This window comes from Novosphingobium sp., from assembly GCF_027531025.1.
Classification (GTDB): Bacteria; Pseudomonadota; Alphaproteobacteria; order Sphingomonadales; family Sphingomonadaceae; genus Novosphingobium.
Genome location: NZ_JAPZQX010000008.1, coordinates 61,122 through 85,045 on the forward strand (window position 1 = coordinate 61,122; position 23,924 = coordinate 85,045).

A 23,924-nucleotide genomic window follows, 5' to 3' on the forward strand; every position below is an offset into this window, starting at 1 on the left:
ATGGAACGGGACCAAAAGGGCAAGACCGCGAACCCCGGCAAGCAGCCGCGCCGTTATGAACGGCCGCGCGGCGGCGCGCCGCGCGCGATCGCGGAGCTGATGCCCGAAGTGGGCCGCACCGCGTTCCGCCGGTTCGGCTTCATCCAGTCGAGCGTGGTGACCCGCTGGCCCGACATCGTCGGCCCCACCCACGCCCGGATCTGCATGCCCGAAGCGATCCGCTTCCCCCCCGGCGAGAAGCGCGACGGAATCCTGCAGCTGGTCGTGGTGCCTGCCCACGCACCGATGATCAGCCACGTGATCCCCGAAATCATCGAGCGGGTGAATCGCTTTTTCGGTTACAGTGCAGTGGCAAAGGTCAAGATCCGGCAAGGCGCGGTTCAGCCGCCGGCTGATGAAAGACGGCCGACCGCCCCGCCCTCGCTCAAGCCGATTCCGGTGGAACTGGGCGATTCCCTGCGCGATATCGGCGATCCGGAATTGCGCGCCGTGCTCGAATCGCTCGCCCGCAGCCTGGGCACGAAGGAAGAGGAACCCAAGTCTTGAAGCATCTGCTCCGCCCGCTCCTGGCCGTTTCGGTCGCTGCGCTGACCATCGGTGCCGTCCCGCCCGTTAACTGGAACGCCGTGGTCAACCGCACTGCCCTGCCCAGCCACGTGATCGGCAATCCGGCGGCCAAGGTGAAGCTGACCAAGTGGATCAGCTATACCTGCCCGTCCTGCGCCCGGTTCGAACTGGAATCCGATGCGGCGCTGAAGCTGCAATATATCCGCAGCGGCCAGCTCTCGCTAGAAGTGCGGCATTTCGTGCGCGATCCGATCGACCTGACCGTGGCGATGCTGACCAATTGCGGGCCGAAGGAGAAGTTCTCGCTCAATCATTCGGCCTTCATCCGCAGCCAGACGGTGTGGCTGGGCAACATGGCCCGGACGACCCCGGCGCAGCAGCAGCGCTGGTCAACCGGCGACCTGCTGGCGCGCAGCCGTGCGATCGCCAGCGACCTGAAGTTCTACGAGATCATGGCCACCCGCGGCTACGACCGGACCACGGTTGACCGCTGCCTCGCCGATGCTGGCATGGCCAAGCGCCTCGCCGACGGGACCGAGGCTGGCCAGAAGCTGGGGATCGACCACACCCCGTCCTTCGCGATCAACGGCCAGCTGTTGCTCGGCACCAGTGGCTGGAGCCTGCTCGAGCCGCAATTGCAGGCGCGGATGTAGGCCGTAAACCCATGATCGGCGCCATCGAGGTTCGAGTCAAAATGGCTCGGTGCAAGAAGGGAAGGCGAAGGAATATGTCGATATTTCGAGGCTTCCCGACGCAGCAATGGGCCATTTTGGCCGAATCCCTGCGGGACGCCGGAATGGCTTCCAGCTCAGACAAACCCGCCCTTGGCAAGGCAACCAGCCTTCCCGGCGGGCGGCTCCGCCCGATCTGTTCGCCATTCCAGCGCCTCGATGGCGCCGACCATGGGTTTACGGCCTAATGCTGTGGCGCGGGTTTGCAGCCAGCGCCATCGCCCTCGCGGCGGCCCTGATCCTGACCGGCGCCGCCGCGCCCAAGGGCAAGCCGCGCGAGAAGGACTGGACGGGCACCGTCACGATCAGTCCGCAAGGCTATCATGTCCAGGGCAATCCCCAGGCGGCGATCCGGCTGATCGAATATGTCAGCTATTCCTGCCCGCACTGCGGCATCTTCGAGATGGAAGGCGGCGATGAACTGCGCGAACGGTTCATCAAGCCTGGCACGGTGGCCTATGAGCTGCGCCCGTTCTTCCTCAACGAGATCGACAAGACCGTCTCGCTCCTGGCCTATTGCGGCCCTCCAGCGAAGTTCTTCGGCAACACCACCCAGTTGCTGAAGTTTCAGCACGACTGGCTGCGCAACCCGACCCGCGCCCAGGCCCAACGCTGGTCCGATCCGGACTGGAACCGGCGCGCCCAGGCCATGACCGAGGACCTGGGGCTCTACGCCATGATGGAAGCGCGCGGCTACAAACGGGCCGAGCTCGACAAGTGCCTGGCCGACGAGGCGCTGGCCGCGCAATTGCAGAAAGGGACCGAGGACGCCTTCTACAAGGAAGGTGTGAAAGGCACCCCGGCCTTCCAGCTGAACGGCCAGCTGGTACCCGAAAACACCTGGCCGGCCTTGCGCCAGCGCCTGGCTGGAACCATGAAAGGTTTCGTCTGAGACTCCTGTGGAGAAGCCTGTGCGTGGTACAGGCGCTCCTTCCCGCTCAACTGCCGCTCGGCTAGCCTTGGCGGCTCGATTCCAGAGGATTTGTGCGAATCATGACTGCTGCCCCCACCCGCTCCGCTTATCGTTTCGCCCTTGCCACGGCTTGTGCCCTGGCCCTGGCCGCCTGCGGCGGCAAGGAAGAAGGTACGGCTGCAACTGCACCCAGCGGCGAACCGATTGCTGCGATCCCGGCTCCGGCCGGCCAGAACTGGGCCGATACCTATTCGGTCACCGCTGAGGGCGGCTACCTGATGGGTAATCCCAACGCGCCGATCAAGCTGGTGGAATTCGCCGCGTTGTCGTGCTCGCACTGTGCCGATTTCTCCGAACAGAGCGCCACCGAACTGCGCGAGAAGTTCGTTTCCTCCGGCCGCGTCAGCCTCGAAGTGCGCTTCTTCATGCTGAATGCGCTGGATGTGCCGGCCACCCTGCTGGCCACCTGCAGCGCGCCTGAGGCGACCCTGCCGCTCGCCAAGCAGTTCTGGGCCTGGCAGAGGGAGATGTTCACCAACCTCCAAGCCAATGAAGCCGCGCTGCAGTCGGCCAGCCAGCTGCCGCCCGAGCAGCGCTTTGGCGCGATCGCCAAGGCTGGCGGGATGGACGCCTTCTTCGCCTCGCGCGGGGTCGCGGCGGATCAGGGCAATGCGTGCCTCGCCAATACGGCCAAGGCCACCCAGTTGGTCGAAGCCACCACCAAGGCCGGTGAGCAGTACAACATCACCGGCACCCCCACCTTCCTGCTCAACGGTGCGAAGCTTGATGCGAACACCTGGGAGGCGGTGAAGGTCGCGCTCGAGAAGGCCGGGGCCCGCTAGGCCCCGCCTGGGCAGGAAGGGGGACCGGCCAGCACGATGCGGATCAAGCGGCTCAAACTGTCGGGCTTCAAGAGCTTCGTTGAGCCGGCCGAGTTGCACATCGAGCCGGGGCTGACCGGCGTGGTCGGCCCCAACGGCTGTGGCAAGTCCAACCTGCTCGAAGCGATCCGCTGGGTCATGGGCGAAAGCTCGCCCAAGTCGATGCGCGGCGGCGGCATGGAAGACGTGATCTTCGCCGGCACCGCGCAGCGCCCGCCGCGCGATTTCGCCGAAGTGGTGCTGCTCGCCGATGCTCCCAGCATCAATGGCGGGGACAACGATTCAGAACTTGAAGTGGTCCGCCGGATCGAGCGCGGGGCCGGCAGCGCCTATCGCGTCAACGGTCGCGATGTGCGAGCCAAGGACGTGGCGCTGGTCTTTGCCGATGCGGCGACCGGCGCGCATTCCCCCGCGCTTGTCAGCCAGGGCAAGATCGCGGCGGTCATCGCCGCCAAGCCGGCCGAACGCCGGATGATGCTGGAAGAAGCGGCCGGGATCGCCGGGCTGCACGTGCGCCGCAAGGATGCCGAGCAAAAGCTGCGCGCGACCGAGGCGAACCTCGCGCGGCTGGAAGACCTGATGGGCCAGCTCGACAGCCAGATCGGCTCGCTGCGCCGCCAGGCCCGCGCCGCCGAACGCTACAAGGCCCTGTCCGACAAGATCCGGCTGGCCGAGGCGCGGCTGGTCTTTGCCCGCTGGCGCGATGCCGCCGCGGCCGCCGATGCGGCCCGGGCCGAAGCCCAGGGCGCGGAAGCGCGGGTCAGCGCCGCCCAGCTTGCCATGGCCGAGGCACAGAAGGCGCAGCACCAGGCCGCCTCGGCGCTGGCCGAAGCTCGCGATGAATTGGCCGACCGGCGCGATGATGCCACCGCCCACGGCCACCGCATGGCCTCGCTCACCAGCCAGCTGGAAGCTGCCGAGGACCGGCTCAAGGACCTGGACCGGCAGGCCGCCCGACTCGACGCGGACAAGGGCGATGCCGACCGGCTGACCCGCGATGCCGCCGAAGCGCTGGCCAAGCTGGAACGCGAGCTGGCCGAAGGCGAGGAACGGCTGGCGGCGGATGAAAAGCGCCGCCCGGTCATCGCTGCCGCGCTCGACGATGCCGACCGCAACCTGCGCGCAGCGGAACTGGCGCTGGCCAAGGCGACCGCCGACCAGGCCGGGGTCGAGGCCGAATGGCGCGTCGCCGAAGCGGAACTCGCCGCCGCCCGCCAGCGGCTCGACCGGCTCGATGCCGAAGCCCGGCGGCAGGAGGACCTCAAGGCCGCGCTGGCCCGCGAAGGCGATCCACTGGCCGCACTGGCGGAGGCCGAAGCGGCGCGCGAGGCAGCGGCTGAGCGGCTGGCTGCCGTGCGCGAGGCGCTGACCGGGCAACAGGCGCGCAAGGCCGAGCTGCAGGGCGCGCGCGATGCGGCTGGCTCCACACTCGCCTCGGCCAGGGCCGAACTCGCCGGGGTGGAGCGTGAATGGCAGGCGCTGGTCCGCGATCGCGATGCACGGGCGAAGCAGGCCAGCGGCAAGCATGGCCTGCCCGTCGCGCTCGACCGGGTGCGGGCCGCGCCGGGTTACGAACGGGCACTCGCCGCCGTGCTCGGCCGCGATGCCAAGGCCCCGTTGGGTTCGGCCCCGGCGGGCGAGGATGGCCGGTTCTGGACCGGTGCCGCCGCGCCCGCTCCGGTGGCGGAAAGCCTGGCCGCTCACGTCACCCAATGCCCGGACGAGCTCAAGGCCCGCCTTGCTCTGGTCCACGTGGCCGAGGATGACGATGGCCGCGCGCTGGGCCCCGGTGAATGGCTGGTCACCCGCGCTGGCCGGATCCGCCGCTGGGATGGCTTTGTGGCCCAGGGCGAAGGTGCGGCCGAAGCCGCGCGGCTGGAGGCGGAGAACCGTCTGTCCGCACTGGAAGCGGAACTGCCCGGCAAGCGCGCCCTGGTCGAGCAGGCCGAGGCGGCGGCCGCTGCGGTCCAGGCCGAGTTGTCCGAACTGCAACTGGCCGTGATCGCTTCCGAGCGCGGCGTCGCCGAGGCCGCCGACGCAGAGCGCAGCGCCCTGCGCGCAGTCGACCAGGCCGAAGCCGCCAAGGCCCGGCTCGAAGCGCGCCGTGCCGAACTGGCCGCAGCCGCGACTGACCTCGCCGACCAGCGCGGGGCAGCCGAGGCTGAGCGCGCTGCCGCCGAAGCACGGCGCAACGCCCTGCCCGATCCCGCCACCGGCCGGGCCCAGCTGGCCGCGGCCCAGGCCCGCCACGATGCCGCGCGGCAGGGCCTGCAATCGGCCACGGCTGGCCTTGCCGCCCATGACCAGGGCCTCGCCGTCGCGCGCGAGCGCTGCAATGCCCAGCGCGCCGACATCAAGGGCTGGCAGGCCCGCGCCGGGGACGCCGCCAGCCGCCTCGCCGAGATGAGCCGCCGCGCCGACGAGATCGCCGAGGAACGCGCCGTCATCGCCGCCAAGCCCGCCAGCCTGATGCGCGAGATCGAGGCCGGGGACGCGGTGCGCGCCCGCCTGACCGCCGAACTTGCCGCCGCCGAGGCCAAGGTCAGCGAACTCGGCGATGCCGCGCGCGCGATCGAGGCCCGTTTTGCCGAAGCCAACGAAGCGCTCGCCTCGGCCCGCGAAGCCCGCGCCGGGGCTGCTGCCCGGGCGGAGAACGAGGAAGCCCGCCGGGCCGAGATGGCCGGGATCTCGGGCGAACGGTTCCAGTGCCCGCCGCCGCTGCTGCCCGAACGCTTCGCCTTCGCTTCCGCCGAAGTCGGTCCCTCGGGCCAGGAGAGCGCCGAGCATGACAAGCTGGTGGCTGACCGCGAGCGGCTGGGTCCGGTCAACCTGGTCGCGGCCGAGGAGCTGGCCGAGGTCGAGGGCCGCCATGCCACGAGCCTCGCCGAACAGGCCGAGCTGACCGAAGCGGTCAATCGCCTGCGCGGATCGATCGGCAATCTCAACCGCGAGGGCCGCGAACGGCTGCGCGCGGCCTTCGAGGCAGTCAACGAGCACTTCCAGCGACTGTTCACCAAGCTGTTCGAGGGCGGCCAGGCCCACCTTGCGCTGGTCGACAGCGATGATCCGCTGGAAGCCGGCCTCGAGATCTACGCCCAGCCGCCGGGCAAGCGCCTCACCTCGCTAACCCTGCTCTCCGGCGGCGAACAGGCGCTGACCGCCGTCGCCCTGATCTTCGCCCTGTTCCTCACCAACCCGGCGCCGATCTGCGTGCTCGACGAAGTCGACGCGCCGCTGGACGATGCCAACATCGAACGCTTCTGCGACCTGCTCGATGCGATGGTCGCCGAAACGAACACCCGCTACCTGATCGTCACCCACAACGCCGTGACGATGAGCCGCATGCACCGCCTGTTCGGCGTCACCATGGTCGAACGCGGCGTCTCGCGCCTGGTCAGCGTTGACCTTGAGGGCGCGGAAGAGCTGCTGGCGGCGGAGTGATGGCGGACAGCCGAGACATTTACGATCCGGCGTTCGTGAAGCAGGTCTTCGACAAGTGCTCGGACAAGTATATTGCCTTCAGCTACATCTGCTCGATGGGCTTCACTGAGCGCTGGCGAGAGCAATGCGTGGCCGCACTCGGAGCTGATGCAGACCTGCGCGTCGGCTATGATCTGATGGCCGGAACAGGCGAGGCCTGGCCGCACCTAATGGCGAGTCATCCATCGATCGAACGCATCGTCGCGGTCGACATTTCAAGCGGAATGCATAGCCGGGCGATGGAACGTCTCCATACTATGCGCGCCCACCGCATCGAGTTTATCGAAGACGATGTGTTAGCCAGCAATCTGCCAGACTCGAGCGCCGACTTCGTCATCTCGACGTTCGGCCTCAAGACTTTCAACGCCGCGCAACATGCCCAGCTGGCGGCACTCACCGCGCGCGTGCTGAAACCCGGCGGCCGCTTTGCCTGCATCGAAGCGTCGGACCCCAAGGGCTGGATCCTGCGCTGGCTCTACCTCTTCCACCTGAAGTTCGTTCTGCCGATGATCGAGCGGATATTCCTGCGTGGCGCCCAAGACTTCTCGATGATCGGCACCTATTCAACTACCTTCGGGGATGCGTCGCAATTCGTAGGGATGCTGCGCAGCGAAGGACTCGACGCACGGTTCGGCAAGGCGTTTTTTGGCTGCGCCACCATCGCAAGCGGACACAAGCCCGTCTAATCCAGCACGAACCGCGGGCCCGTTCCCGCGGTTCCCGCCCGGTCATCGCGGTTGTAGAGCGCACAGCGCTGCAGGCTGAGGCAGCCGCAGCCGATGCATTCGTCGAGCTTGGTGCGGGTCAGGGTCAGCAGGCGGATCTTCTCGTCGATGGCACTGCGCATCGAGCGGCTGATCCGCTGCCAGTCCGATAGCGATGGCGTGCGCCCCTGCGGCAGCTTGGACAGTTCCGCCTCGATCTCGGTGAGGCCCAGCCCCAGCTTCTGCGCGATCAGGATGAATGACAGGCGACGAACGTCGCTGCGCAGGAAGCGGCGCTGGTTGCCCATGGTGCGGAAGGCCTGGATCAGGCCCTTGTCCTCGTAGAAGCGGATAGCCGAAACCGCGAGGCCAGTGCGCCGGGCCAGTTCGCCGATCGGCAGCAAGTCATTCTTATCCATTTGCAGCTCCGATCGGTCGATTTTGCTTGACCTCAAGTTAGCTTGAGGTTGCATCAGGGTAAAGCGCGATTTTCAGATCGGGCAACAACACTCTGAGAGTATTACGAATCATGCCGGCCGGATTTCTTGAGCATGCCAACATCACCGTCAGCGATCCTGATCGCTCCGCCGCCTTGTTGCAAAGCCTGTGCGGCTGGCACGAGCGCTGGCGCGGTGCATCGCAGCTGGGTGGGTGGACCATTCATGTGGGTAACGAGCGTGACTACATCGCCGTTTACACCAGGGACGAACCTGTAGGACAGCGTTTCGCTAAGGGTGCGCCGCTCAACCACATCGGGCTGGTGGTGGACGATCTCGACGCCGCCGAGGCGGTGGTGGCTGAGGCCGGGCTCGTACCCTTCAACCACATGGATTACGAACCCGGCCGCCGGTTCTACTTCTTCGACTGGGACGGGATCGAGTTCGAGATCGTCAGCTACCCAAGCCCCGCACCCGCGCCCAGCTTCCTGCAAAGACTCGGCGAAGCGCTGTCAGGGGGCAGGTGGCGAGAGGCGGCAACCTTTGCCCCTGAGGTTGGCCGACCCGCCGTCAAACCGCCGGCCTAGAGCAGTCCCGCCTGGCGTGGCGACGCTTTGCCAGCCGCCCAGGGCTGATCGGTCCGCTCGACACTGATCGCGTCTTCCCAGGTCCGGCACAGCGCCAGCGCCTCGTCCGGGCTGCCTTCCAGCCAGTAGCGCTGGGCGGCATGGCTGAGGATCAGCGGCATCCGGTCATGCACTTCGGCCATCTGCGGGTGCCCGTCGACCATGACCAGCGTGTAGACATCGCCCCATTCGGCGCTGGGCCGCCACAGCCCGGCGACGGCGAAGATCTCCTGATCGGGCAGGCCATACCAGGTGCGGGTCATCCGCCCCTTCTCGCCCTCGGCCTCGGCCCACTGGCTGACGGGGACAAGGCAGCGGCGATGGACGAAGCTGTCGCGCCAGAAGCCCGTCAGCAGCTTGTCTTCGCGCGCGTTGGTGACGGGCTTGGGCTTCAGCTTCTGGCCCTGCCTGCCGGTCAGGACCAGCGGAAAGCCCCAGTGCATCACCCGCGCCCGCCCCTGCGCCACCACCAGTCCGGGCAGGCCGGGATAGACCTCGTGCGCGTAATTGGCGGCAAGATCGCCTTCCACCTCGAACAGCTTGGCCACTTCCTGCGTGCCCTTGGTCATGCGGTAGAGATTGCACATCCTACTTCAGCCGCGCGCAGCCCTGTTCAGTCCGATCGCCCCAGGCGAACGTGGACTTGTAGGGATAGACCGTGTCGCTCATTCCGTCGCTGCACTGGCCTTCGCGGATCGTTAGAGTGACGGCCGTCCCGTCCATCCGGCCTTCCCACATCAGGCCGCCGTCACCGTGCTTGCCGATGGCGGTCATATGCGCCTCGATCGCAACGGCGGTTGGGTGTTCCGGACTGGTGTAGAGCAGCTTTCCATCCAACACTTCGAGCGACCAGAACGGCTCTGTGCCCAAAGCCTGAAAGCGCTTTGCCGATGTCTGCGCCTGCTTGGTTGGCGCGGCGATCGTACTCAGCGACCGGCCGGAAGCGGACGCGGCTTCGGCGGTCGCCGCCGGTGTAGAGGGCGCGGCGTTGATCGCCTCGACAAGAGCTGCCGCACCGCGCCGATTCTCGTCAGATTGGGCCGCCTTTTCCGCGCCGCCCTCACACCCCGCCAGCAGCGCCAGCCCGGCCAGCACCGCGCTACGCATTGCCCACCACCCAGCAGGCGAGCGCGACGAGGAGCCCGGTGGTTCGGTTGGCGCGGAACCGGGCGAGGGCATTGTCGGCATTGCCATCCTCCAGCGTCAAGATCTGCCAGCCAAGGTGCAGCGCGGCGGGCAGCAGCGCAAGCAGTGCCAGCCAGTCCGGCCGCAACAACCAGAACGCCAGCGCCCAGAGCGCCAGCGCCCCGGCATAGAAGGCCGCCACCCCGGCCTGGACATGGCGGCCCAGCGTCAGCGCGCTGGAACCGATGCCGACCAGCGCATCGTCCTCGCGGTCCTGGCAGGCGTAGATCGTGTCATAGCCCACGCACCACAGCACCGCCCCGGCATAGAGCGCGGCCATGGCGCCGAGGTTCCAGTCGCTTACCGCGATCCAGCCGACCGGCACGCCCCAGGTGAAGACCAGCCCCAGCCAGGCCTGAGGGAAGCCGGTGATCCGCTTCATGAAGGGATAGACCGCGACCAGCGCCAGACTGCCGAGCGCCACCAACTGCGCTTCCCACCGGAGTTGCAGCAGCACCACCAGGCCAATGAGGCACAAGCCAATCAGCCAGGCCCAGGCGGCACGCTTGCTGACCCGGCCCGCGGCGATCGGGCGGCTGGCGGTGCGCGTCACCTGGCGATCGATGTCGGCATCGACGATGTCGTTGTAGACGCAGCCCGCCCCGCGCATCGCGATCGAGCCGAGCAGGAACCACAGCAGCAAGTCCCACCGCGCCTCCCCGCCCGCCAGCAGCAGCCCCCAGGCGCAGGGCCAGAACAGCAGCCACCAGCCGATCGGCCGGTCGAACCGGGCCAGTTGCGCATAATCGCGCCACGGCTGCGGCAGGGCGGCAACCAGCCCGCGATGCTCGGTATCGGGGACGATTTCAGCGGTCATGCGGCAGTTCCCGCGTCAATTGTCCGGACCATGGACCACATGGACCACTGTTCAGGACGAAAAAAGATCCGTGGTCCGGCGGCCGACTGGAAACGCATCGAACGGGGCTGCGAGGGCATGGTCATGGCCACCATCTGTGCCACACGGCCGCGCGGTAGGACAGTGCGACCAAGCAAGGCCGCCCGCGATCCCGACCATTTTTGCAAAGCCAAACCGAATGGATCGCGTTAAGTGAGGGCCATGCCCGCCACCCCCGCCTGGCCCCCGAAGAGCGCGCCGCGCCTGTTTGTCAGCGAAGTGCTGGGCGCAGGCGCGCAGGTTTCGCTCGACGGGCCGCAGGCGCATTACCTCGGCCGGGTCATGCGGGTCGCGCCGGGTGACGCGGTGATCCTGTGCGACAATGTGACCGGCGAATGGGCCGCGCGGGTGATCGAAGCGGGCAAGCGCGAAGTGGTGCTGGCTGCCGAGACCCTGCTCCGCCCGCGCGAGGCAGTGCCCGATTTCACGCTCTGCGCGGCGCTGCTAAAGAAGGACCGGTTCGACCTGGTGCTGGAAAAGGCCACCGAACTGGGGGTTGCCCGGATCCAGCCGGTGCTGACCCGGCGCTGCGTGGCTGACAAGCTGAACCCCGAGCGCGCGCTGGCGATCCTGACCGAAGCGGCCGAGCAATGCGCCCGCACCGCCCTGCCCGAACTGTTGCCGGTGGTGAAGCTCGATGCCCTGCTGAAGGACTGGCAGGCGGACCGCGCGCTGTTCTTTGCCGATGAGAACGGCGGTGAGCCTGCCGCCGCCGTGTTTGGTGCCACAACTGGTCCGGCCGCGCTCCTGACCGGCCCCGAAGGCGGGTTCGACGAGGCCGAACGCACGGCGATCCGCGCCCTGCCGCAGAGCCGCGCGATCACCCTTGGTCCCCGCATCCTGCGCGGGGAAACGGCGGCAATTGCCGCCACCGCGCTGTGGATGGGCACAATGGGCGATTGGCGGGCCAGTACATGAATTTGCTGGCGCGGGGCGAATCTTCGCACTAACTCCCCGGCAATGAGCACCAGACAGGTTTCAGATCGCAACGATCCTGTGATCGAAAGCCGCGAGCAATTGCTCGCCCCGATGATCAAGGGCGAAAAGCCCCGCGAGCGCTGGCGGATCGGCACCGAGCACGAAAAGCTGGTCTATTGCGCCAAGGATCACCACGCCCCGTCCTATGACGAACCAGGCGGGATCCGCGATCTGCTGGTCGCCCTGCAAGACTATGGCTGGGAACCGGTGATCGAGGGAGGCAATATCATTGCGCTGTCGGGCAGCGATGGCGCGGTCAGCCTGGAACCGGCGGGGCAGCTGGAACTGTCGGGAGCGCCGCTGGAAACGATCCACCAGACCTGCGCCGAAACCGGCCGCCACCTCGATCAGGTCAAGGCGATCGGCAGCAAGACCGGCAAGGGCTTCCTGGGGCTGGGCATGTGGCCGGACAAGACCCGCGCCGAACTGCCGATCATGCCCAAGGGGCGTTATGCGATCATGCTGCGGCACATGCCGCGCGTGGGCAACCTCGGCCTCGACATGATGCTGCGGACCTGCACGATCCAGGTCAACCTCGACTATTCGAGCGAGGCGGACATGGTGCAGAAGTTCCGCACCTCGCTCGCCCTGCAACCACTGGCGACCGCGCTGTTCGCCAATTCGCCCTTCACCGAAGGCAAGCCCAACGGCTTCCTTTCGTACCGCAGCCACATCTGGACCGATACCGATCCGGCCCGCACCGGCATGGCCAGCTTCGTGTTCGAGGACGGCTTCGGTTACGATCGCTATGTCGAATACATGCTCGACGTGCCGATGTACTTCGTCTTCCGTGACGGGAAATACATCGATGCGGCGGGGCTTTCGTTCCGCGATTTCCTGGAAGGCAAGCTATCGGTCCTGCCCGGTGAGCGGCCGCGTGCCAGCGACTGGACCGATCACCTTTCCACCGCCTTCCCCGAAGTGCGGCTGAAGTCGTTCCTCGAAATGCGCGGGGCCGATGGCGGGCCGTGGAACAAGATCTGCGCCCTGCCCGCCTTCTGGGTTGGCCTGCTCTACGATCAGGGCGCGCTCGATGCCGCCTGGGACCTGGTCAAGGACTGGGACACGGAAGGGCGCGAACGGCTGCGGGCCGAAGTGCCCAAGCTGGGCCTCGACGCGCCCCTACCGGGTGGCGGCAAGCTCAAGGACATTGCCGCCGAAGTGCTGGCGATCAGCCGCGCCGGGCTCAATTCGCGCAATCGCCTCAACTCGATGGGCGATAACGAAAGCGGCTTCCTCAATCCGCTCGACGAGATCGTGGCGAGCGGCAAGGTGCCGGCCCAGCGCCTGCTCGACCTTTACCACGGCGAATGGGGCGGCGATATCAGCCGGGTTTACGAGCTGAGCTTCTGATGCCGATCGCGATCGTCGGCCAGTTCAGGATCCCGCCGGAAAACCTGGCGGCGGCGCGCCCGTTGATGATCGCGGTGATGGAGGCCAGCCGGGCCGAGGCTGGCTGCATCGAATACAACTATGCCGAAGACCTGCTCGAACCCGGCCTGATCCGGGTCAGCGAGGTCTGGGAAAGCCGCGAGCATCTGGCCGCCCATTTCAAGTCGGCCCACATGCAACGCTGGATCGAGGAGCGGGCGGGCCTTGGCCTCTCGGGCCGACAGGTGACGGGCTTTACGGCAGAGCGCGGCGAACCGCTCTGATCATTCCGCCGGTTGCAGCACCTGGCGGCGCCCGCGCAGAGCCTGTCCGGCGCGGTGGAACAGGCTGGTGATCAGCCCGTGGCGCGCCATCCAGTCGGCATAGGCGCGGTACTTGGGATCCTCGGCCATGAGGTGCGCTTCCTCGGTCTTCGCGCGCCAGAAGTAGATCGCGCTGACACAGGCGAGGAAGAAGGTGTTGCGGACCATGTCGGTCAGCGAATGGCTGACCACCAGGAAGGGCAGCGTTTCCAGCCACCAGAAAGTGTTCTTGGCCAGATAGGCCGGGTGCTTGGTGAAGCGGTATGGCCCATTGGTGAGCACACCGCGATAAGTCAGGTTCGAGAAGCGCAGGCCAAAGGCCACCGTTGCCCAGGCATAGGCCGCGGCGAGGAAGACCAGGATCGCCGCCCAGACCCACAGCAGGGCTTCGTACCCGGCAAACCAATAGGTCCAGTCGCGGGTATTGCCCTGGTAGAACAGCGGCCCGTTGCCCTGCATCAACTGGAACGGCGGATAGCAGATCAGCGCCGCCAGCCAGCCAGCGAGGAACGGATTGGCGCTGCGGATCTGGGCGTCGAGCGGCTTGAGCGTCATGATATAGCCGACCGTGCCGATCTGCGCGTCGAGCACGAACATGGCGGTGATCAGGAAGCCTGCCAGCAGCACCGGATCGCCGAACACCGGGGCCCAGTCATTGCCCACGATCAGGCCGAACCCGCCCGGCACGATCGAGATCATGAAAGCGGTGAAGAAGCCCTTCACCGCCCAGGCGCGGGCATGGTGCCAGACCTGCGCGGGATCGAACGGTTCGCGCCCGATCAGCATGGCGCCGAAATGCCAGGCCCCGTCGCGCGGCTCGACCAGAACCCGGTCCAGCCAGATCACATAGGGGATCGAGGCGACGAACAGCGGCACGGCCAGCGTGCCCAGCACTTCCATCGAGAGGAGATAGGGCCCGTCCCAGTACCAGCGCGCCACGCAAAAGAGGAAGGCGATCACTGCCCAGGTCGCCCACAGCCCGGCCAGCTTGGTGATCGAGATGTCGATGATTGCCGAAACCGGCCGCGGCTTGGTCCAGTCAATCCCGGTCGAGGCCCGCAGGTGCACCTTGTCGCGCACCAGCGAGACCACCACCATCGGCAGTGCGGCCGCAACCAGCCCGGTCAGCGCCGCATAGGGGCCAGAGAGGCGCCCCTGCGGCTCGGCAAAGCCGAGCGCAGCTGTGATTTCAGGCCAGAAATGACAGATACAGATCCACAGCCCCAGCCCCGCCACGCCCCACAGGCCAACGGCCGCGGAAACGTCGCTTTCAGGTGGCCGCTCGGCCAGGGTCGGGCTTGCGCTCATCCCGCCGCCTTAGCCACAAAGGGTTAAGGCAGCGGTAACGGCGGCAATCAGCGGAAGGCGCTGATCCGGCCGCTGTCGTCGAGGATATAGAGCGTCTCGCCCGCCACGATCGGCGCGAGGGTGATCGGCTGCTTGAGATCGGTGTAAAGCACCGGCGCGCCATCGTTCACCCCGGCGGAATAGACCTGACCGTTGGAATTGGCGAACCACAGCCGGTCCCCGGCCAGCACCGGGCCGGTCCAGAAGATCGGGTTCTTCTTCTTTTCCTCGTTCTCGAACCGGGCGAGCTGGGTCAGCCAGCGGACCTTGCCGGTGGCGCGCTGGATGCACAGCAGCTTGCCATCGTCGGTCAGGGTGAAGATCCAGTCACCCGCGATCGCCGGGGTGGAAATGCCCGCGAGGTTGAGTTCCCAGATGCGCTGGCCGGTCACCAGTTCATAGGCGGCCATGCGCCCACCCTGGCCCAGCGCGAAGATCCGGCCGCGATCGATGATCGGATCGGCGTCGATATCGGTCAGCACGCCCACCGTGGTCGACAACGAAGTGCGCGCCAGCGCGTCTGACCACAGCTGGCGACCGTTCTCATAGCGATAGGCGACCAGTTCGCCAGTGCTGAAGCCCGCCACGATCGTGCCCTGCCCGGCCGCAGGTGCAGCCACGCCGAACACCCCGGTCTGCCCGCTTGACGCGGTTTCGTTCCACAGCGTCGCCCCATCGGCCGCATTGAGCGCGTGGACCTGGTTGTCCATCGTCATGACGAAGATCTGGTTGAAGGCGATGGTCGGCGAACCGCGCAGCGGCCCGGCCGGCTTCACCTTCCAGACAATGCTGCCATCCTTCGCATCGAGCGCCGCGACTTCGCCCATGCCGGTGGTGATATAGACCCGGCCATCGGCAAAGGCGGCGCCGCCACCATAGACCGAGTTCTGCCCATCGCCCTTGACCGCGAAAGTGGTGCGCCAGCGCGAAGCGCCGGTCTGGGCATCAAAGGCGTGGACCGTGCCCTCGGTATCCATGACGAACAGCTGGCCGCCGCCCACCACCGGCGAGGCGGCGAGGCGCTGCTTCTTGCTCGACCCCGCGATCTGGGCGCGCCAGGCATTGCCCGGATTGGCAGCCAGTACCAGGTTGCCATAGGACTTGCTGGCCGTGCCGCCGGCCTGCGGCCAATCGGGGTTGGCGGCAGCGGGCGGCACGATCACCGAAACGCTGGCCAGCAGCGGATCGACCCGCGCGCCGGTATCCACGCGCGACAGGATCGGGATGCGGTTGCCCAGCGTTGGGGTCTTGGGCTTGTCCCTGCCGCCGAATACGCCGCACCCGGCGACAGCCAGCGCCAGCACGACCGCCAGCGGTGCAGTAAGGCGGCGGGAAATGGACTTGGTCTTCATGGTTCTATCCTTGGCTGTCAGGCTCAGCGCGCCGCCGGGGCGGGACTATCGGGAATGTCGGTGCCGGCATCATAGCCCAGCTGGCCAGCCAGCTGGCGCATGCGCGAACGCAGCGAAGCGGGCATGGCCTCGTCCTTGCCGATGGCGGCAAACAGCGGCCCGGCCTGGTCCGGCTTGCCCTGCTTGAGGTAAGCCATGCCGACCAGTTCGCCGGCCGATCCGAACCAGGCATTGCCCGGCACGGCCAGCGGCTTGAGCCGGTCGATCACCTGCTGCGGGGGCAGCGTTTCAAACCGGAGCGACACTTCGCGGATGGTCGCGAGGTCGCGATAGGCCTGGGGCGCAGCCTCATCGGCGGCGATCGCGGCAAAGGCCTTGGCCCCTTCCTCGGTCTTGCCCTGCTGGACGAGGATCGCGGCCAGCGTCATCGCCGCAGCCGTCTTGCTGCCATCGCTGCCGTCCTTGGCCAGGGCGGCAAGCTCGGCCTGGGCGGCGGGGACATTGCCGGCTTCCAGCTTGTCGAGCGCGATGATCGCCTGTTCACTGCGTTCCTCAGCGGCCTGCTTGGTTGCTGAGTCCCACCACAGGTACCCGGCCAGCCCGGCCAGGCCCAGGACAAGCGCTGCACCCAGCGGCTTGCCATAGCGTTGCAGGATGGTCTTGAGCTGGTCTTCCCGCAGGGCATCGTCCACCTCGCGCAGGAACACGTCCTGCTGGGCGGCGTTGCGTTCATCGGCAGGGTTGGGCTTGTCAGTGGGAGGCAGGGCCACTTGGTTCGGCTCTCGCTTGCAAAAGGATCAATCGTTGCGGGCTGTTTAGCGGAAGGGCGTACCTTTTCAACGTCCCATTCCTGCGCTGTCCCCGGTGAAGCACGGGTGAACGGCGATCGGGGCCGACCAGGCCGGGCAAGTCAGGGCAGGCTGGTGCGCCCCAGCACTCCGGCATAGAGCCGGGCATAGGCCGAAACCATCGCCGCCTCGTCATATTCGGCCTCGGCCCGGGCGCGGTTGGCCGCGCCGATTGCCTGGCGCAGGGCCGGATCGCCCGCCAGCCGGGCCAGGGCCGCGGCCAGTCCGGCCTCGTCCCCGGGGGCGCAGAGCAGCGGGCGGTTCTCGGCCGCGACCATCGCCGCCACATCGCCCACCTGCGGCGCGGCAATCGCGAGGCGCGTGGCCATGGCTTCCACCACCGAGATCGGGAACTGCTCGCTATCGGACGAGAGCGCGAAGAGGTCGAACAGCCCCATGACGTCAGCGGGACGGGCGACATGGCCCGGCAGGTGAACCCGGTGCCCCACTTTCAGCCGGATCGCCTCGGCCCGGATCGCGTCGCGTTCCGGCCCTTCGCCCAGGATCACCAGCTGCCACTGTTCCGGCAGCGGGGCAAAGGCGCGGACCAGCCGGGGCAGGTTCTTGACCGCCCGCAACCCGGCGAGCGTGCCCAGCCACAGTTCGCCCGGATGCTTGATCACCCGCGGCAGGGCATCGCGGCGCGGCTTGCGGCCATAGGCGAAGACCGGGATGCCGTTGGGGATCCGCTTCACCCGCGCCGCCGGCTGGTGCCAGACGGTCCGCGCGATCTCTTCCAGCCGCTGCGAGGGAACCACCAGCGCATCGGCGCGGTGCAGCGCGAGGCGGCGATAAAGGTTCCGGCGCCGCTTCAGACGGTCCGCCTCGTCCTGGTTGAAGCCATCCTCGTGATGGACCAGCGGCGGCAGGTTCAGCACCTGGCGGAAGGCCGAATGGGCCAGCACCGCGTCCATCGCCCCCCAGTTGTAAGTCAGGACCAGGTCATGGCCCTGCATCGCGCGGGCCAGCGCCTGCAACCGGCGCGGCCAGGGCCGCCCGGTCAGCGCGGGAAAATCGTCCGGGAAGTCGACGGTCAACGCCGGATCGATCATCGCTGCCGCGCCGAGCGCGCCGGGCACGGCCGAAACGATCGAATGGGCCAGGCGCGGGCCAAAGGCGTTCATCAGCTGGACGGCACGCATTTCCTTGCCGCCCGGATCGAACCCGGAATGAAGGTGCAGCACCCGCAGTTGGGGAGCCGGACGACGCTGACCCATCAGGCAGCCCCGGCGGCCACCCGCGCCAGCAGGCGATCGATCGCGGCGGTGGCCTCCGGCTCGGTCAGCAGCGGGGCATGGCCCACGCCGCCAACCAGCACGCTGTCGGCCCCGGCCAGTTCCTGGCCCATGCGGGCAAAGGTTTCCGGCAACAGCACATCGGACAAGGCGCCACGCAGCAGCGTGACCGGCCGCCCCGCCAGCGCGCCGAAGGCAGGCCAGAGGTCGGCATTGCTGGCCCCGTCAGCCGTGGCAAAGGGTTCGGCGATCTTCATGTCGTAATCGAAATGGATCCGCCCGTTGCTGCCCACGACCATGCAGCGCTTGGCCATGGCCAGCCAGTCCGCCACTGCGAAATCGGGAAAGGCCGGCCCTTGCGATTCCGCCAGGGCGCGCGCAGCGTGCATCCAGGTCGGGAAATTGCGCGCCTGGCCCACATATCCGCGAATCCGCTCGATCCCTTCCGGGTTCACTTCCGGGCCGATATCGTTGAGCAGCGCCCCGGCCAGCCGCTGCGGCGCGGTGGCGGCAATCATCATGGTCAGCAGCCCGCCCAGCGAGGTGCCCAGGGCAACGACACGCTCAAGCCCGGCCTGTTCGAACAGTTCGCCCAGGTCCTCCAGATATTGCAGCGGGTTGTAGGTGGCCGAATCCTTCGCATAGGCGCTGTCCCCGCGCCCGCGCAGTTCCACGCAGATGACGCGCCATTCGCCCGCCAGCCGCACCGCCACATCCTCGAAATCACGGGCATTGCGGGTCAGCCCCGGCAGGCAGAGCACCGGCGGGCGATCGGCCGGCCCGGCATAGTCGCGATAATGCAGTTTCAGGCCGTCGCGGCTGGTCCAGTAGCCGTCGGTATAGTCTGCCATGTTCGAACCGGACCCTTTTGGAACTGCGGCTTGTGCCGCGCCGCGCTTGCCCCCACTATTGCCCGATGCGCGCCGAACCGCAAGCTTCGCCCTATCAGGCCGACACTCCGATTGCCGCCCTGGCCCCCTGGCTGGGCGATCCGGTGGCCCCGGCCCCCTTCCCGCAGACCACCTTGCGCTGGCGCAACCGGCGCTGGGACAGCGCGGTCGGGCTGGACGGACTGAGCGATGCCGACTGGGTGCGCCACATGGGCTGGTTCGAACCCCTGCCCGGCAACCTGCCCCGGCCGCTCGCGTTGCGGTACCACGGCCACCAGTTCCGCGTGTACAACCCGGACCTGGGCGACGGGCGCGGTTTCCTGTTCGCCCAGTTGCGCGACGGAGCCGGCCGCCTGCTCGATCTTGGCACCAAGGGTTCCGGCCAAACTCCGTGGAGCCGCGATGGCGACGGGCGACTGACGCTGAAAGGCGCGGTGCGCGAGATTCTGGCCACCGAAATGCTGGAGGCGCTGGGGGTGAACACCAGCAAGACCTTCTCGGTGATCGAGACGGGCGAAGAGCTTTACCGGTCGGACGAGCCATCGCCGACCCGCTCGGCCGTGCTGGTCCGCCTAAGCCACGGCCATATCCGGATCGGCACCTTCCAGCGGCTCGCCTATCTGGAACGGCGCGAGGAAATGGAGGCACTGATCGCCTATTGCCTTGAGCAGTTCCCCGGCCCGCCCCCGCCCGCAGATGCGCCGGGCCGCGATGAGCCGGCGGCGATCCTGCTGCACCAGGTGGTGGAGCGGCTGGCGCGCCTCGCGGCCGAATGGATGGCGGCGGGCTTTGTCCACGGCGTGCTCAACACCGACAACATGAACATTTCGGGCGAAAGCTTTGACTATGGCCCCTGGCGCTGGCTGCCGAAGTGGGACCCCAGCTTCACCGCCGCCTATTTCGACCACGGCGAGCTCTATGCCTTTGGCCGCCAGCCCGAGGCGCTGCACTGGAACTGCGGGCAGCTGGCCGTGGCGCTGCGGCTGGTGGCCGAGGCCCCGCCGCTGATCGCCGCGCTGGAGCGGTTCGGGCCGCTCTATCAGGCGGCGCTGGCGCAGCAGTTCCTGTGGCGGCTGGGTGTTGCCTCGCGCGGCTTCGACGCCGACTATGCCGCGATCGCGGCAGCCGAAAAAGCCATGCGCGAGAGCGGGATGAGCCCCGACGCCTTCTTCCACCGCCATCGCTTCGGCCGTCATGCCGAGGGCGATTTCGCCGCTGCGCTGGCCGGTTATGCGCAGGCGGGCGAGGCCCATCCGCTGTGGGACGAGGCCGAGCCGCCCAGCCTGGTGATCGACCGGGTCGAGGCGATCTGGGCCGCGATCGACCAGCGCGATGACTGGTCGCCGCTGGCCGAGGCGGTAACTGCAATCCGCCGCCTGGGAGAGGCGCTGGGCCCGCCTTGTGAAGGCGACATTAGGGATGTTCCTTAGCCCGAAACGCAAAGCTTTTCAGATAGCGGTGGCTCGGGTAAGGCCGCTTTGCACCGGCAAGTCCAGAGCCGGGGTGGGACGGGACTGTGAGCACAGCTGAACTGATTTCCTACGAGCCAGCCACCGGAGCCGAACTGTGGCGCGGGCGGCATGGCGACGTCGACGAGATCGTGGGCCGCGCCCGTCGAGCCTGGCCGGCCTGGGCCGCCCAGCCGCTGTCGACCCGGATGGAACTGGTCCGCCGCTTTGCCAACGAAGTGCGCAAGGACGCCGAGAAGCTGGCGACGATGATCGCGCGTGAAACCGGCAAGCCGATGTGGGAAGCCCGGACTGAGGTCGAAAGCGTCGTCAACAAGGTCGAGATCTCGATCCGCGCCTATGCCGAACGGACCAGCCAGCGCAAGCTGGACAACGCGCTGCAGGGCACGGCCGCGCTGCGCCACAAGCCGCATGGGGTAATGGCGGTGCTGGGCCCCTACAATTTCCCCGCGCACCTGCCCAATGGCCATATCGTCCCGGCGCTGATCGCGGGCAATGTGATCGTCTTCAAGCCCAGCGAAAAGACCCCGGCCACGGCCGAACTGCTGGTGCAATGCTTTCACCGCGCCGGAATCTCGGCTGCAGTCGTCCAGCTGCTGATCGGCGGCCCGCAGGAAGGCCAGGCGCTGGTCGCGCATGAAGGCATCGACGGGGTGCTGTTCACCGGATCGGCCCACACCGGCATTGCCATCAACCGCAAGCTGGCGACCCGTCCAGACAAGATCGTGGCGCTGGAAATGGGCGGCAACAACCCGATCGTGGTCTGGGACACGCCCAAGCTGACCGATGCCGCCGCCCTGGTAGTCCAGTCGGCTTTCACCAGCGCCGGCCAGCGCTGCACCGCGGCGCGGCGGCTGATCGTCAAGAGCACGATGTACGAGCAGCTGATCGCCGAGGTGAAGCGGCTGGCTGACCGGATCATCGTCGGCGCCCCGTTTGACGATCCGCAGCCCTTCATGGGCCCGGTGATCGACAACCGCTCCGCCGACGGGCTGACCGAAAGCTTCCTCTATCTGCTGAGCAATGGCGGCCGGGCGATCAAGCACCTGGTCCGCCCGCGTGACGACCTGCCGTTCCTCTCGCCCGCGATCATCGACGTCACCGGGGTGCGCGAAAAGCCCGATGTCGAGCTGTTCGGCCCGCTGCTGCAGGTCTGCCAGGTCAGCGACCTGGACGAGGCGATTGCCGAGGCGAACAACACCCGCTTCGGCCTGTCTGCCTCGCTGATCGGGGGGACGCCGCAGGAATACAACCGGTTCTGGGCCAATGTCCGCGCCGGGGTAATCAACTGGAATCGGCCGACCAACGGCGCCAGCTCGGCTGCGCCGTTCGGCGGTGTGGGCCTGTCGGGCAACCATCGGCCGAGTGCCTATTATGCCGCGGATTACTGCGCCTATCCGGTTGCCTCGAACGAGATGGAACAGCCGCGCGCGATGATCGGCGTGGGCCTGCGCGAAGCGAAGTAGCGCCGCCTCAGCCGTTGACGATCAGGTCGACCTCGGCCTGCCCATCGGGCAGCGGGCGGGCGAAAACGGCATAGCCCAGCGCGCCTTTGCCCCCCGTCACCACGGCATCACCGCCAGCCCGACGATAGGTGGCGCCAAGACCCGCCCGAACGGCACTGGCGTGGTAGAAGGCGATCACTTCATCGGCACTTACCGGCACCCTGAAGTTCACCACACGCAACTGGCAACCGGGACGATCGTTCCCCCCGGCCTCCTGCGCCTCGCCCAGCGGATAGACCGGCAGGGCAGCCGGCAGGCGCGCGGCCCAGCTGAAGGAATAGTCGAGTTCGGCCGCGCAGGTCCGGCTGAACGGCAGCGCCGCCGCAATCGCTGCGGCCGTTGGTGCGACCGCGATCGGCGAGACGCGGTCTTCGGCCACTGGGCGCGGCAGGGCGGGGATCGACCCGCCGAGCAATTGCCGGGCAGCCGACCTTGCGGCTTCGGCACTGGCGGGATCGGGGGCAATCAGCGGAATGGCGCCAACCGGCGGTCCGCCCCCGGTCAGCGCGGCCCCGGCAGGGTTGGACCCGGCGAGGTCAGGATCGCTGAGCAGCGGCAGGGCGAGGGCAGCAGCCACCGCCGGATCGCGCTCGGCTGGTGGCGGTGGCGGCGCGGTTTCACCGCAAGCCGCCAGCAGCGGCGGCAGCGCAAGTAGGAGGAAGGCCCGGTCCATCGCGCGGCAGGCATAGCCGCGCGATGGTTAAGGGCGGTTTAGCGGCAACGGTAGCCGTTGTTGCTGGACGAACGGTCGATCGCCCGACCCAGCAGGGCGCCCCCAGCAGCACCCAGGATCGCGCCGAGGGTGCGATCGCCGCGCCGCCCGGCCACTTCGCGCCCGATCAGCGCCCCGGCCACGCCGCCCACGATCAGGCCGGTGGTGCCATCGCTGCGGCGGCAGTAGTGGCGACCATCGTCGCCGCGCCAGGTGCGGGTGTTGGCATAGACCGGCTCGCCATAGTAGCCGCGCTGGCGATAGTCGCCGCGATACTCGCCGCGATAGCCATCACGATAATCGCCGCGATAGTCCTGGCTGTAGTAATCGTCCCCACGACGGTCCCAATCACCATGCTGGGCCAGCGCCGGGCTGGCGGTCAACACCATGACGGGAGCCAGCAGCGCGAGAGCGGCGGTCTTGAAGGTCTGGGGCATGTTCGGTCTCCGAGTGAGCTGATGCGTTCAGCTATAGGCCTTCGAACCTGAACGATGCGCAACCGAACTGTCAGGTAAGAAATTTTTTCGTCCCGGCTCGCCGCTTGCCCCGCATGCCCCGGCAGACTACCGCCCTACCCATGCCTGCGCCCACCCCCTCGCCCCGCACCGGCGGACTGCCGCTGGCCTTGGGGGCCCACCTGATCTGGGGCCTGCTGCCGCTTTACCTGTGGCTGGTATCGCACGTGCCGGCCTTCGAATTCGTCGGCTGGCGGGTGATTTCGTCGCTGCCGCTGTGCCTGCTGATCCTGGCCTGGCGCGGCCAGCTGGGCGAGCTGGGCGCGGCCCTGGCCAATCCGCGCACGCGGCTGATGCTGCTGGCCTCGTCGCTGCTGATCGCGATCAACTGGGTGGTCTATGTCGCCGCGATCCAGACCGAGCAGGTCTATGCCGCGAGCGTCGGCTATTATGTCACTCCGTTGCTCAGCGTGCTGGCCGGAACCCTGTTCCTCGGCGAGAGGCTGACCCGGCGGCAATGGCTGGCCGTGGCGATCTCCACCCTTGGTGTGCTGATACTGGCCTGGGAAGCCCTGGCGACGCTGTGGATCAGCCTGGTGCTGGCCCTGTCGTGGACCGCCTATGGCTTCGTGCGCAAGCTCGCCCCGGTTTCGGCGCTGACCGGGCTGTCGATCGAGGTCATGGTGCTGACCCTGCCGGCCATGGCCGTGGCCGGTTTTTATGCGCAAGGCCCGGCCGGGAGCGCCCTGCTGGGCGGCTGGCAGGATGCCACGCTGGTGCTGTTCTCGGACGTGGTCACAGCCGTCCCGCTGGTCCTGTTCGCCATGGCGGCACAGCGGCTAGCCTATTCGACCATGGGGATGATCCAGTTCATGTCGCCCTCGATGGTCTTCGTGCTGGGACTGGTGTTCTTCCACAAGCCGCTCGACGGGGCGCAGCTGGTCAGCTTCGCCCTGATCTGGACGGCGATTGCGCTGTTCGTCTGGGACCTGCTGGCGCGATCCCGCCAGGCCTGACCGG

At 67.7% G+C, this 23,924-nt stretch carries 23 protein-coding genes and 1 pseudogene; 13 read left to right on the forward strand and 11 right to left on the reverse strand.

Annotated features, from left to right (window positions below; all coding sequences use genetic code 11):
- From O9281_RS12380 to O9281_RS12405, 6 genes are all read left to right on the forward strand, one after another.
- Complete coding sequence (locus tag O9281_RS12380) at positions 1-546, forward strand: DUF721 domain-containing protein (protein ID WP_298186317.1); 546 nt, start codon at positions 1-3, stop codon at positions 544-546.
- The gene (locus tag O9281_RS12385; protein WP_298186319.1) at positions 543-1,220 is read left to right on the forward strand and encodes a thioredoxin domain-containing protein; all 678 of its coding nucleotides are present in this window, start codon (positions 543-545) and stop codon (positions 1,218-1,220) included. Before O9281_RS12380 ends, O9281_RS12385 begins: the two co-directional genes overlap by 4 nt.
- 265 nt (positions 1,221-1,485) lie before the next feature.
- The gene (locus O9281_RS12390; protein WP_298186321.1) at positions 1,486-2,190 is read left to right on the forward strand and encodes a thioredoxin domain-containing protein; all 705 of its coding nucleotides are present in this window, start codon (positions 1,486-1,488) and stop codon (positions 2,188-2,190) included.
- Between the two features lie 101 nt (positions 2,191-2,291).
- A complete protein-coding gene (locus tag O9281_RS12395) occupies positions 2,292-3,053 on the forward strand; it encodes a thioredoxin domain-containing protein (RefSeq protein ID WP_298186323.1) in 762 nt (253 codons plus the stop codon).
- Between the two features lie 36 nt (positions 3,054-3,089).
- Positions 3,090-6,533 (forward strand): chromosome segregation protein SMC, encoded by a 3,444-nt coding sequence (gene smc, locus O9281_RS12400; RefSeq protein WP_298186325.1) that lies wholly within the window; start codon positions 3,090-3,092, stop codon positions 6,531-6,533.
- Between the two features lie 35 nt (positions 6,534-6,568).
- Positions 6,569-7,258 (forward strand): class I SAM-dependent methyltransferase, encoded by a 690-nt coding sequence (locus tag O9281_RS12405; protein WP_298186327.1) that lies wholly within the window; start codon positions 6,569-6,571, stop codon positions 7,256-7,258.
- Here O9281_RS12405 and soxR read toward each other — a convergent pair.
- The gene (gene soxR, locus O9281_RS12410) at positions 7,255-7,695 is read right to left on the reverse strand and encodes a redox-sensitive transcriptional activator SoxR (RefSeq protein WP_298186328.1); all 441 of its coding nucleotides are present in this window, start codon (positions 7,693-7,695) and stop codon (positions 7,255-7,257) included. The genes O9281_RS12405 and soxR overlap by 4 nt on opposite strands.
- 110 nt (positions 7,696-7,805) lie before the next feature.
- Here soxR and O9281_RS12415 point away from each other — a divergent pair.
- Positions 7,806-8,174 (forward strand): annotated as a pseudogene (locus tag O9281_RS12415) (VOC family protein); the annotation flags it as partial.
- A 122-nt stretch (positions 8,175-8,296) separates the two neighbouring features.
- Here the strand turns inward: O9281_RS12415 and O9281_RS12420 are convergent.
- The 3 genes from O9281_RS12420 to ubiA are packed head-to-tail and all read right to left on the reverse strand — an operon-like array spanning position 8,297 to position 10,341.
- Positions 8,297-8,926 (reverse strand): SOS response-associated peptidase, encoded by a 630-nt coding sequence (locus O9281_RS12420; protein ID WP_298186330.1) that lies wholly within the window; start codon positions 8,924-8,926, stop codon positions 8,297-8,299.
- Between the two features lies 1 nt (position 8,927).
- Entirely contained in the window at positions 8,928-9,446 is a 519-nt protein-coding gene (locus O9281_RS12425; RefSeq protein WP_298186333.1) for a hypothetical protein, read from the reverse strand.
- The gene (gene ubiA, locus O9281_RS12430) at positions 9,439-10,341 is read right to left on the reverse strand and encodes a 4-hydroxybenzoate octaprenyltransferase (RefSeq protein WP_298186335.1); all 903 of its coding nucleotides are present in this window, start codon (positions 10,339-10,341) and stop codon (positions 9,439-9,441) included. Before ubiA ends, O9281_RS12425 begins: the two co-directional genes overlap by 8 nt.
- Before the next feature lie 240 nt (positions 10,342-10,581).
- On the opposite strand from ubiA, the gene O9281_RS12435 reads away from it, so the two are divergent.
- Genes O9281_RS12435 through O9281_RS12445 form a run of 3 tightly spaced genes read left to right on the forward strand, consistent with a single transcriptional unit; the run spans position 10,582 to position 13,052 of the window.
- Positions 10,582-11,337, forward strand: coding sequence for a 16S rRNA (uracil(1498)-N(3))-methyltransferase (locus tag O9281_RS12435; RefSeq protein WP_298186338.1), 756 nt, complete (start codon positions 10,582-10,584; stop codon positions 11,335-11,337).
- Between the two features lie 42 nt (positions 11,338-11,379).
- Entirely contained in the window at positions 11,380-12,750 is a 1,371-nt protein-coding gene (locus tag O9281_RS12440) for a glutamate--cysteine ligase (protein ID WP_298186340.1), read from the forward strand.
- Positions 12,750-13,052 carry a putative quinol monooxygenase gene (locus O9281_RS12445; protein WP_298186342.1) on the forward strand — a complete coding sequence of 101 codons (303 nt, stop codon included), beginning with the start codon at positions 12,750-12,752 and terminating at the stop codon, positions 13,050-13,052. Before O9281_RS12440 ends, O9281_RS12445 begins: the two co-directional genes overlap by 1 nt.
- Here the strand turns inward: O9281_RS12445 and O9281_RS12450 are convergent, their stop codons facing one another.
- The 5 genes from O9281_RS12450 to O9281_RS12470 all read right to left on the reverse strand — a co-directional run bounded on the left by O9281_RS12450 (position 13,053) and on the right by O9281_RS12470 (position 18,724).
- On the reverse strand, positions 13,053-14,399 hold the full coding sequence (locus O9281_RS12450) for an isoprenylcysteine carboxylmethyltransferase family protein (protein ID WP_298186344.1): 1,347 nt from the start codon (positions 14,397-14,399) through the stop codon (positions 13,053-13,055).
- A 47-nt stretch (positions 14,400-14,446) separates the two neighbouring features.
- On the reverse strand, positions 14,447-15,790 hold the full coding sequence (locus O9281_RS12455; protein ID WP_298186347.1) for a PQQ-binding-like beta-propeller repeat protein: 1,344 nt from the start codon (positions 15,788-15,790) through the stop codon (positions 14,447-14,449).
- Positions 15,791-15,813: 23 nt separating this feature from the next.
- A complete protein-coding gene (locus O9281_RS12460; RefSeq protein ID WP_298186349.1) occupies positions 15,814-16,560 on the reverse strand; it encodes a tetratricopeptide repeat protein in 747 nt (248 codons plus the stop codon).
- A 140-nt stretch (positions 16,561-16,700) separates the two neighbouring features.
- On the reverse strand, positions 16,701-17,855 hold the full coding sequence (locus tag O9281_RS12465; protein WP_298186351.1) for a glycosyltransferase family 4 protein: 1,155 nt from the start codon (positions 17,853-17,855) through the stop codon (positions 16,701-16,703).
- Positions 17,855-18,724, reverse strand: coding sequence for an alpha/beta hydrolase (locus tag O9281_RS12470; protein ID WP_298186353.1), 870 nt, complete (start codon positions 18,722-18,724; stop codon positions 17,855-17,857). Before O9281_RS12470 ends, O9281_RS12465 begins: the two co-directional genes overlap by 1 nt.
- 65 nt (positions 18,725-18,789) lie before the next feature.
- Here O9281_RS12470 and O9281_RS12475 point away from each other — a divergent pair, with 65 nt between their 5' ends.
- Both O9281_RS12475 and astD read left to right on the forward strand, forming a co-directional pair.
- Entirely contained in the window at positions 18,790-20,193 is a 1,404-nt protein-coding gene (locus O9281_RS12475) for a protein adenylyltransferase SelO family protein (protein WP_298186355.1), read from the forward strand.
- An 86-nt stretch (positions 20,194-20,279) separates the two neighbouring features.
- Positions 20,280-21,698, forward strand: a complete 1,419-nt coding sequence (gene astD / locus O9281_RS12480) for a succinylglutamate-semialdehyde dehydrogenase (protein WP_298186358.1) — start codon at positions 20,280-20,282, stop codon at positions 21,696-21,698.
- A 7-nt stretch (positions 21,699-21,705) separates the two neighbouring features.
- Here the strand turns inward: astD and O9281_RS12485 are convergent, their stop codons facing one another.
- Entirely contained in the window at positions 21,706-22,410 is a 705-nt protein-coding gene (locus O9281_RS12485; protein ID WP_298186360.1) for a hypothetical protein, read from the reverse strand.
- A gap of 38 nt (positions 22,411-22,448) precedes the next feature.
- Positions 22,449-22,886, reverse strand: coding sequence for a glycine zipper 2TM domain-containing protein (locus O9281_RS12490; RefSeq protein ID WP_298186363.1), 438 nt, complete (start codon positions 22,884-22,886; stop codon positions 22,449-22,451).
- A gap of 140 nt (positions 22,887-23,026) precedes the next feature.
- Between O9281_RS12490 and rarD the strand changes: the two genes are divergently transcribed.
- Positions 23,027-23,920 carry an EamA family transporter RarD gene (rarD, locus tag O9281_RS12495; RefSeq protein WP_298186365.1) on the forward strand — a complete coding sequence of 298 codons (894 nt, stop codon included), beginning with the start codon at positions 23,027-23,029 and terminating at the stop codon, positions 23,918-23,920.
- Positions 23,921-23,924 lie beyond the last annotated feature (4 nt).

Excerpts from the sequence above, each read along its gene's own strand:
- O9281_RS12380 (WP_298186317.1), top strand. The coding sequence starts at position 1 with ATGGAACGGGACCAAAAGGGCAAGACCGCGAACCCCGGCAAGCAGCCG.
- O9281_RS12390 (WP_298186321.1), top strand. The coding sequence starts at position 1,486 with ATGCTGTGGCGCGGGTTTGCAGCCAGCGCCATCGCCCTCGCGGCGGCC.
- O9281_RS12395 (WP_298186323.1), top strand. The coding sequence starts at position 2,292 with ATGACTGCTGCCCCCACCCGCTCCGCTTATCGTTTCGCCCTTGCCACG.
- smc (WP_298186325.1), top strand. The coding sequence starts at position 3,090 with ATGCGGATCAAGCGGCTCAAACTGTCGGGCTTCAAGAGCTTCGTTGAG.
- soxR (WP_298186328.1), bottom strand. The coding sequence starts at position 7,695 with ATGGATAAGAATGACTTGCTGCCGATCGGCGAACTGGCCCGGCGCACT.
- O9281_RS12420 (WP_298186330.1), bottom strand. The coding sequence starts at position 8,926 with ATGTGCAATCTCTACCGCATGACCAAGGGCACGCAGGAAGTGGCCAAG.
- O9281_RS12425 (WP_298186333.1), bottom strand. The coding sequence starts at position 9,446 with ATGCGTAGCGCGGTGCTGGCCGGGCTGGCGCTGCTGGCGGGGTGTGAG.
- ubiA (WP_298186335.1), bottom strand. The coding sequence starts at position 10,341 with ATGACCGCTGAAATCGTCCCCGATACCGAGCATCGCGGGCTGGTTGCC.
- O9281_RS12435 (WP_298186338.1), top strand. The coding sequence starts at position 10,582 with ATGCCCGCCACCCCCGCCTGGCCCCCGAAGAGCGCGCCGCGCCTGTTT.
- O9281_RS12440 (WP_298186340.1), top strand. The coding sequence starts at position 11,380 with ATGAGCACCAGACAGGTTTCAGATCGCAACGATCCTGTGATCGAAAGC.
- O9281_RS12445 (WP_298186342.1), top strand. The coding sequence starts at position 12,750 with ATGCCGATCGCGATCGTCGGCCAGTTCAGGATCCCGCCGGAAAACCTG.
- O9281_RS12450 (WP_298186344.1), bottom strand. The coding sequence starts at position 14,399 with ATGAGCGCAAGCCCGACCCTGGCCGAGCGGCCACCTGAAAGCGACGTT.
- O9281_RS12455 (WP_298186347.1), bottom strand. The coding sequence starts at position 15,790 with ATGAAGACCAAGTCCATTTCCCGCCGCCTTACTGCACCGCTGGCGGTC.
- O9281_RS12465 (WP_298186351.1), bottom strand. The coding sequence starts at position 17,855 with ATGGGTCAGCGTCGTCCGGCTCCCCAACTGCGGGTGCTGCACCTTCAT.
- O9281_RS12470 (WP_298186353.1), bottom strand. The coding sequence starts at position 18,724 with ATGGCAGACTATACCGACGGCTACTGGACCAGCCGCGACGGCCTGAAA.
- O9281_RS12475 (WP_298186355.1), top strand. The coding sequence starts at position 18,790 with ATGCGCGCCGAACCGCAAGCTTCGCCCTATCAGGCCGACACTCCGATT.
- O9281_RS12485 (WP_298186360.1), bottom strand. The coding sequence starts at position 22,410 with ATGGACCGGGCCTTCCTCCTACTTGCGCTGCCGCCGCTGCTGGCGGCT.
- O9281_RS12490 (WP_298186363.1), bottom strand. The coding sequence starts at position 22,886 with ATGCCCCAGACCTTCAAGACCGCCGCTCTCGCGCTGCTGGCTCCCGTC.
- rarD (WP_298186365.1), top strand. The coding sequence starts at position 23,027 with ATGCCTGCGCCCACCCCCTCGCCCCGCACCGGCGGACTGCCGCTGGCC.